The following is a 527-nucleotide window of genomic DNA, read 5'->3' on the forward strand; positions in this document are numbered from 1 at the left end:
TCTACGGAGAGATAAGTTTCAGCTGTATTGTTTCAATTTTCAGCTTGTTCCAGATTGTTAAAGAGCAATATTTCACAACACACTGTGTCTTGCGACCGCAGTACATTTTGAAATAGTTTTTTTATATGGTGGAGCTAAGCGGGATCGAACCGCTGACCTCCTGCGTGCAAGGCAGGCGCTCTCCCAGCTGAGCTATAGCCCCATATAAAAAGCAAAATACCTTATCGGCATAACTCATTCTCAGACAAAACGCAGTCACGCGACGTTTATTGTTATAAACGAGTGTGTCTGTAACGCAGTATGAGGATGAGTTGGTGGGTCTGAGTGGACTTGAACCACCGACCTCACCCTTATCAGGGGTGCGCTCTAACCACCTGAGCTACAGACCCAACAAGGTACTAAAGCCCGACTAATTTCTCAGCCCGGCCTTATTTGCTCGTTACTTTCTATCAGACAATCTGTGTGGACACTGCGCAATGCGTATCGTTAGGTAAGGAGGTGATCCAACCGCAGGTTCCCCTACGGTT

Annotated in this window: 2 tRNA genes; both read right to left on the minus strand. The window is 46.7% G+C overall.

The features are described from left to right. Positions 1–126: 126 nt before the first annotated feature. A tRNA-Ala gene (locus tag AEP37_RS24020) sits at positions 127–202 on the minus strand. A gap of 110 nt (positions 203–312) precedes the next feature. Beyond that, positions 313–389: transfer RNA gene (locus tag AEP37_RS24025), tRNA-Ile, on the minus strand. Positions 390–527: the final 138 nt, after the last annotated feature.

The sequence above is a fragment of the Yersinia pekkanenii genome (assembly GCF_001152565.1).
Taxonomy (GTDB): Bacteria; Pseudomonadota; Gammaproteobacteria; order Enterobacterales; family Enterobacteriaceae; genus Yersinia; species Yersinia pekkanenii.